Source organism: Kitasatospora sp. NPDC004799, from assembly GCF_040609095.1.
In the GTDB taxonomy this organism is placed as follows: Bacteria; Actinomycetota; Actinomycetes; order Streptomycetales; family Streptomycetaceae; genus Kitasatospora.
In genome coordinates, this window is sequence record NZ_JBEXJK010000501.1 from 1 (window position 1) to 5,497 (window position 5,497).

The 5,497-nt window shown below is 73.9% G+C and carries 5 protein-coding genes; 2 read left to right on the forward strand and 3 right to left on the reverse strand.

All coding sequences use genetic code 11. The features are described from left to right. Positions 1–625, forward strand: a 625-nt coding sequence (locus ABZW03_RS36475) for a peptidoglycan-binding protein (protein WP_355268448.1), incomplete at its 5' end; no start/stop codon positions are given. Positions 626–712: 87 nt separating this feature from the next. Here ABZW03_RS36475 and ABZW03_RS36480 read toward each other — a convergent pair. The 3 genes from ABZW03_RS36480 to ABZW03_RS36490 form a co-directional block, all read right to left on the reverse strand. Beyond that, entirely contained in the window at positions 713–1,501 is a 789-nt protein-coding gene (locus ABZW03_RS36480) for an ABC transporter permease (RefSeq protein ID WP_355268450.1), read from the reverse strand. A 49-nt stretch (positions 1,502–1,550) separates the two neighbouring features. Next, positions 1,551–3,173 (reverse strand): phospholipid carrier-dependent glycosyltransferase, encoded by a 1,623-nt coding sequence (locus ABZW03_RS36485; protein ID WP_355268454.1) that lies wholly within the window; start codon positions 3,171–3,173, stop codon positions 1,551–1,553. A gap of 188 nt (positions 3,174–3,361) precedes the next feature. Next, entirely contained in the window at positions 3,362–4,669 is a 1,308-nt protein-coding gene (locus ABZW03_RS36490) for an MFS transporter (RefSeq protein ID WP_355268457.1), read from the reverse strand. A 144-nt stretch (positions 4,670–4,813) separates the two neighbouring features. On the opposite strand from ABZW03_RS36490, the gene ABZW03_RS36495 reads away from it, so the two are divergent. Next, positions 4,814–5,395 carry a MarR family transcriptional regulator gene (locus tag ABZW03_RS36495; RefSeq protein ID WP_355268460.1) on the forward strand — a complete coding sequence of 194 codons (582 nt, stop codon included), beginning with the start codon at positions 4,814–4,816 and terminating at the stop codon, positions 5,393–5,395. The last annotated feature ends 102 nt before the right edge of the window (positions 5,396–5,497 follow it).

Sequence of the window (5,497 nt, forward strand, 5' to 3'; positions counted from 1 at the left end):
GGCCGAGCAGGCCGACCGGCGCCCGCTCGCCCAGCGCAAGGGACTGCTCGCCGGCGTCGGCGCCGCCCTGGTGGCGCTCACCATCGGTGTCGCGTACGCCGTGACGCCCTCCACCGAGCCGCCGACCGAGCAGGCGCGGCCGCTGCCGACCAGCACCCTGGTCCCCGCGCCGGTGGACCCGCCCACCCTGGCGGCGCCCGCCCCGAGCACGGTGGCGCCGACCAGCGAGGCGCCGAGCCCGACGCCCACCCCGACCCGCAAGCCGAGCCCGACGAAGACGGCCACCCCGACGCCGACCGCCACGCCGACGCCACCGCCGCCTCCCCCGGTCCAGGCGCCCGCGCCGGCCCCCACCCCGACGCCGACGCCCACCCCCACGCCCACCCCGGCACCCACCCCGCGGCTGCTCCAGCTCGGGATGAACGGGCCGGACGTCAAGGACCTGCAGCAGCGCCTGTACAACGCCGAATGCGGATTCGTCGACAAGTCGATCATCAGCGGCACCTTCGACTACTGGACCCAGTCGGTGCTCACCAGCTACCAGCACGAGAACCGGATCAAGGGCGAGAACGGCGTCTACGGCCCGAGGACCCAGGCCACCCTCACCGCCGACCCGGGCTGCTGACCCCCGCGGACCCGTACGGAGGAGCGCCGGCCGCTCGGCCTGTGAGCGGCCCCCGCCCCGCCTACCGGTCCGTCCCGTCCGCCCCGCCTACCGGCCCGCCCCGCCCGGCTCGGCCGGCTCGGCCGTGACCAGCCCCCGGCCGACCAGTTCCAGCACCACCACGATCGCCACCGACTCCACCGCCAGCAGCCCGACCAGCACGAACAGCTGCACCGCCCCCGCCTGGACCGGCGAGGCCCCGCCCAGCAGCATCCCGACGAACGCCCCGGGCAGGGTGACCAGGCCGACCGTCCGGGTCTGGTCCAGCGCCGGGACGAGCGAGGTCGCCGCCGACGTCCGGCAGATCTCCAGCCGGGCGTCGCGCGCCTCGAAGCCGAGCGCCAGCCCGGCCTCCACCTCGCCGCGCCGCAGCCGCAGCTCGTCCAGGGCCCGCCGCGCGGCCAGCGAGGTCGCGGTGAGCGCGCCGCCGATCAGGATGCCCGAGACCGGGATGACGGACAGGCCCTCGGCCGGCAGCAGTCCGACGCCGAGCAGCAGGGCGAGCACCGGCAGCACGCCCGCGCCGATCGGGGCGGCCGCCCAGACCCAGCCCGGGCCCGGGGTCATCCGCCGCCCGGCGGTGCGCACCGCGACCGTGAACATCACCACCACGAACAGCGCCGACCACCAGAGCGAACCGACCACCCAGGTGATCACCGCGGCGACGGCCGCCAGCTGCACCACCGCGCGCAGCCCGGCCCGCAGCACCGCGTGCCCGTGGCCGAGCAGGCCCCGCCCGGCCACCGCGACGGCGGCCAGCAGCAGCACCGCTGTGACCACCCCGAGCACCGGGGTGACCGGCAGCAGCTGCCCGCCGGAGGCCGCCAGTCCACGCACGGGGGCCACCCCTTCGGACCATCGGGTCAGCCCCATCCGGTCGGGCCCGTCAGATCCAGCTGGTGAACCACATCCGGTCCTGCCAGGACGACATCGGGATCACCTCCGCCGTGTACAGCGGATAGAAGAAGGCGAAGCAGCCGACGATCGCGAGCACGATCGCCCCGGCCCCGATCGCGCCGATCCGGCGGCGCCGCGGACCGCACCCGGCCGGGCCGAGGATCGCCCCGAGCATCTGGGCGACGGCCAGGCACAGGAACGGCACCAGCACGACCATGTAGAAGGAGAAGATCGTCCGCTCCTGGTACCGGAACCAGGGCAGGTAGATCCCGGCCACCGCGCAGAGCACGGCGCCCGAGCGCCAGTCCCGCCGGAAGAACCAGCGCCACAGCAGGTAGACCAGCGCGAAGCAGGCCGCCCACCAGAGGAACGGCGTGCCGAGGCCGAGGATCTGCGCCGCGCAGCCGCCCGAGGAGGTGCAGCCGTGCTGCCCGTACGGGACCTGCTCCCAGTACATCGAGACCGGGCGGCCGTCGACCAGCCAGGCGAAGGGGTTGGACTGGTAGGTGTGCGGGGTGCTCAGACCGGTATTGAAGTCGTACATCTGCGAGTGGTAGTGCCACAGGCTGCGCAGCGGCGCGGGCACCCAGCTCATCGGGAGCTGCGGCAGCGGGATGCCGAGGACGCTGTCCGGGGAGAGCCCGGCGCGCCCGTCGGCCCAGTGCCGGTCGTAACCGCCCCCGCCGTCGGGGCCGGTGCCGCCGCCGGCGAGCCAGCCGCTCCAGGCGCCGACGTACACCACCAGGGCGGAGCCGACCGTGGCGAGGAAGGCAGGCACCGCGTCCCGGCGCAGCATGGAGCGCCAGGGGCGGCGGGCGCCGGCCCCGCGGCGGCCGGCCTGGTCCCACAGGACGGTCAGGATGCCGAAGGCGGCGAGGATCGGGGCGCCGTTCCACTTGACCGCGCAGGCGGCGCCGAGGAGCACGCCGGCGGCGATCCGCCAGGGGCGCCACCCGAGCCGGACGGCGTCGGCGTCCGCCGCCCCGGCGAGCCTGGCGCGGGCGTGGTCGCGGTCGATCAGCAGGCTGCCGAAGGCGGCGAGCACGAAGAACATCTGGATGCCGTCGAGCAGGCCGACCCGGCTCATCACCAGCTGGAGGCCGTCCACCGACATCAGCAGCGCAGCGGTGCAGCCGATCAGGGTGGAGCCGAAGAGGCGGCGGCCGATCCGGGCCAGCATCAGCACGGTGACGGTGCCGAGCAGGGCGGTCATGAACCGCCAGCCGAAGGGGTTCAGTCCGAACAGCTGCTCGCCGATCGCCATCACCCATTTGCCGAGCGGCGGGTGCGCGATGAACTCGGGCGCGGAGGTCAGCGGGATCGACTGCGGGACGGACAGGATGTCGGCGTTGGCGTGGTCGGGCCAGGTGCCCTCGTAGCCCTGCTGGAGCAGCGACCAGGCGTCCTTGGGGTAGTACGTCTCGTCGAAGACGAAGGAGTTCGGGTGGCCGAGGTTCCAGAACCGCAGCAGGCCGGCGAAGAGCGCGACGGCGATCGGTCCGAGCCAGCCGGAGCGGTCGGCCGCCCAGCGGACCAGGGCCCCGCGCGGGGCCGGTGCCGGGGCGGCGGGGCCCGGGGCCGCCGGTGGGTGCGTGAGCGCCGCTTGCGTCATAGCCTCGCCGATTCGCCTGTCTGCTCTGCCCGGGTCCTGGCTCCGCCCGGGGCGTGCCGCTGCGGCCGGGGCCGGACGGTCAACAGCCACTGACACTATGTGGCGGTGCCCGCGAAGCCAAGCGCGACGGGCGCCGACCAGGTGACCTGGTCGGCGCCCGTTTCGAACGCCCTGACGGGGGCGTTCCGCTACGCGGCGGTCTGCAGCTCCCGGACCGGGGCCGGCGTGTGGACCACGGCCGGGGCCGCGTTGTCCTGCTCCGCCGTGAGGTACGGGCGCAGCCGCAGCGCCAGGGTGACGATCAGCAGCGTGGAGCCCGCCATGGCCGCCAGGTAGAGCGGCCAGGTGCCGGAGCCGACCAGCAGCACGCCGACGGCCGGGCCGACCGCGATCGCGATCTGCTTCACCAGGGAGTACCCGGCGTTGTAGGTGCCGAGCAGCCGGGCCGGGGCGAGGTCCGCGACGATCGGGCCCATGGTGGGCGCGAGCAGCGACTCGCCGACGCCGAACAGGGCGTAGATCGAGACGATGGCGACCGTGGCGGCCATGGTCTCCGTCCGGATCAGGCCGGCCACCAGGGCCATCGCCCAGGCGCCGAGCCAGACCACGCCGGCCGCGGCCATCGCGGTGGTGCGGCGGCGGCGCGCGGTGATCCGCACCATGAACATCTGCAGCACCACGATGGTCAGCGCGTTGGCGCCGATCGCGAAGCCCAGGGTGGAGGGCGCGGTGCCGACGGTGTCGGTGGCGAAGGCCGCGACGCCGGACTCGAACTGGCCGTAGCAGGTGAAGAAGATCAGCCCGGCGAGCAGGCAGAGCCGCACCATCGCCTTGTCGGCGACCAGCGCGCGCAGCCCGGTCGGGCCGTCGGCCTTCCCCTGGACGACGGTCAGCTGGGCCTTGGGCATCCGGGCGGTGCCGGTGACCAGGGCGAGGCCCAGGAACGTCGCCGCCTCGATGGTGAACAGCCGGGTGAGGCTGGCCGGGTCGGCCACGTCCACGATCTGCCCGCCGACCAGCGCACCGATGCCCATGCCCAGGTTGACCAGGGTGAACTGGAGCGCGAAGGCGTGCGAGCGGGTGGCCGCCGTGGAGCAGCGGACGATCATCGTGGCGAGCGCCGGCTGGCAGGTGGTGACACCCGCGCCGAACAGGAAGGAGGAGACCAGCAGGGCCGGGGTGCCGGTGGCGTGGCCGAAGGCGAACGCACCGGTGGCGGCGAGCGCCGTACCGGCCAGCAGCACCGGGCGGGGGCCGTACCTGTCGATGCCGCGGCCGGTGAACGGCAGGACGGCGAGGGCCGCCAGCGCGAAGACGGTGAACACCATCCCGGCCGCCAGCGAGCCCAGCCCGCGCACCTGGTCCACGTACACGAACATGTACGGCATCGTGAACCCGCTGCCGAACGCACTGAGCGCGTTGCCGATCTGGACGCGGCGCAGCGGGCCGCCCGCTCCACGCCGCTGCTGCCTCTGCTGCTTCACCGTGCCGGTCACCGTGCACACCCCTTCCTGGTTTCAACTGGATACTCTTAAGTCCAGAAGATTTCAGAGCTAAAGTTTGACGAGATAAAGTCTTAGCACCAGAAGAGTGCGGAGTCAAAGGCTTAAGGAGTGCACGCTCGTGCGACACTGGTCCGCATGACTACGGACAAGCCGCGGCCGGCTGCCGACAAGCCCGCCCCGGCCACCCCCCTGGAGTTCGGCATCGCCGAGCAGGTGGCCCTCTACCAGCGGGAGTTCCCCACCGTCGACCCCCAGGTGGAGACGATCGTCCAGACCCTCAACCGGGTCTCCCGGCGGATGGGCGTGGCGTACGACCGGCAACTGACTGTGCTCGGAATCACCTCCGCCGAGTGGGAGGTGCTCAAGGCCCTGGTGGTCTCCGGCAGCCCGTACCGGCTGGGCCCGGGCGAGCTGGCCAAGCGGCTGGGGCTCACCCCGGCGGCGATGACGCACCGGATCGACCGGATGGTGGCCGACGGCCTGGTCACCCGGGAGCGGGACGAGACCAACCGGGTGCGGGTGATCATCGAGCTCACCGAGACCGGCCGGGACAAGTGGCTGGAGTCGATGCGGATGGCGGCGGTGTTCGAGGAGGAACTGCTCCAGGACATCGCGGGCGAGGAGCGCACCGTGCTCTCCGCGATGCTGGGCCGGATGCTGCGGCGGATCGAGGAGAGCCAGCCGGACGCCCTCGGGCGCACCGACGACCTGGCCTGACGCCGCAGGCCTGGGAGCCCGGAAGCTGGGGACGCCCCGGAACGGCGAACGGGTCCGGCCCGCCGGGGGGGGGGGCCGCCCCGCGGGCCCGGCCCCGCCCCG